Origin of the sequence: Paracraurococcus ruber (assembly GCF_004353985.1) — a bacterium.
In the GTDB taxonomy this organism is placed as follows: Bacteria; Pseudomonadota; Alphaproteobacteria; order Acetobacterales; family Acetobacteraceae; genus Paracraurococcus; species Paracraurococcus ruber.
The window spans coordinates 1-1,258 of the sequence record NZ_SMOA01000581.1 but is presented as its reverse complement, the minus strand read 5'-3'; the positions used below and the strand labels follow the sequence as shown (position 1 = coordinate 1,258).

2 protein-coding genes are annotated in these 1,258 nt (G+C 78.7%); both read right to left on the bottom strand.

The features are described 5' to 3' along the window. The coding region (locus tag E2C05_RS31890; protein ID WP_205083265.1) for a hypothetical protein at positions 1–257 on the bottom strand (257 nt) is incomplete at its 3' end. Next, a complete protein-coding gene (locus E2C05_RS31885) occupies positions 254–1,141 on the bottom strand; it encodes a S1C family serine protease (protein ID WP_133223609.1) in 888 nt (295 codons plus the stop codon). The genes E2C05_RS31890 and E2C05_RS31885, both read right to left, overlap by 4 nt. Positions 1,142–1,258 lie beyond the last annotated feature (117 nt).

Sequence of the window (1,258 nt, the reverse complement as noted above, 5' to 3'; positions counted from 1 at the left end):
CCGGCGCGCAGCGCGGCGACCGCCGCCGCGCCCTCGGCCAGCACCAGCAGCGGCGCGTCCTCGCGGCCCGGCTCCGCCGCCTCCGCCACCACCACGTCGGCGGCGGCCGGGTCGGTCACCAGGCGCACGCCGCCCAGCGTGGCGAGCCGCGCCGCCAGCGCCGGCTCGGCCCGGCGCAGCGCCACCGCCACCGGCGCGCGGCTCGGCGGCGGGGGAGGGGGCCGCGTCGGTAGGTCCATCAGGTCCGCCATGGTCATGCCGCCGCCCGTTCGGCGATCCGGACCGGCACCCGGTGGGGGCGGCCGGCGCGGATCAGCTCCAGTGTCACCGTGGTGCCGACGCTGTCGGGGTCAAGCCGTGCCAGCATCTCCCGCACCGTCCCGAGCGGCCTGCCGTCCCAGGATACCAGCACGTCGCCCAGCAGCACGCCGGCCTGGCCGGCCGGGCTGCGCGGGTCGACGCCCACCACGATCAGCCCGCGGACCTCGCCCGCCTGCACCGGCTGCATGGCAAGACCGAGATAGCCGCGGGCGACGCGGCCGCGGGTTCGCAATTGCTCGACCGAGCGGGCGATTGTCTCCGCCGGGATGGCGAGGGCCCGCCGCTTCGGCCCGGGCACCGCCATGCCGATCAGCCGCCCCGCATGGTCCAGCACCGTGCCGCCCTCGGCACAGGGGTCGAGCCTCAGGCCAAGCTGGATGCGGCGGTCCAGCCTGCCGCCGCGCATGGAGCGCCAGGGGCCGCCCACCAGGCTGGCGATGCCATGCGCCGCGACCGCCCCATCCTCGCCGCGGCCGACCGCCAGCACCAGGTGCCCGGGCGCGAGCAGGGCGGGCGGCGCCGGCGCCAGCGGCACGAAGCCGCCGGTCTCCGCCTTCAACAGCGCGACATCGGTGCCGGGATCGCGGCCGGCGAGCTGGGCGGGGACGGTGCGGCCATCCGGCAGGGTGACGGCCAGCTCGTCGTCATGCTCCAGCGCTTCCTCGGCGGTCACCACCAGCCCCTCGGCCCAGAGCAGGCCGGAGCGGGCCCGGCCATCCCGGCCATGCACGGCGACGGTGCGGTCGGCCGCCCCGGCGACCAGGGCGGCCAGCCGGTCGGAGAAGGCGGCGAGGGGATCGGGCGAGAAGGGGTCGGTCATCGGGCTCTCCGCTTTCCCTGGGAAGGTGGGGCCTCGGCGGTGGCGGGGCCATTGCCCGGATGGCGGGCGCCGGATGGGCGGGGCGGCGGCGCGGCGGTGCGGCCGGCCGCGGCGCCC

What these genes read in the sequence shown, in the direction of transcription:
- E2C05_RS31885 (WP_133223609.1), bottom strand. Translation starts at nt 1,141, where the DNA reads ATGACCGACCCCTTCTCGCCCGATCCCCTCGCCGCCTTCTCCGACCGG.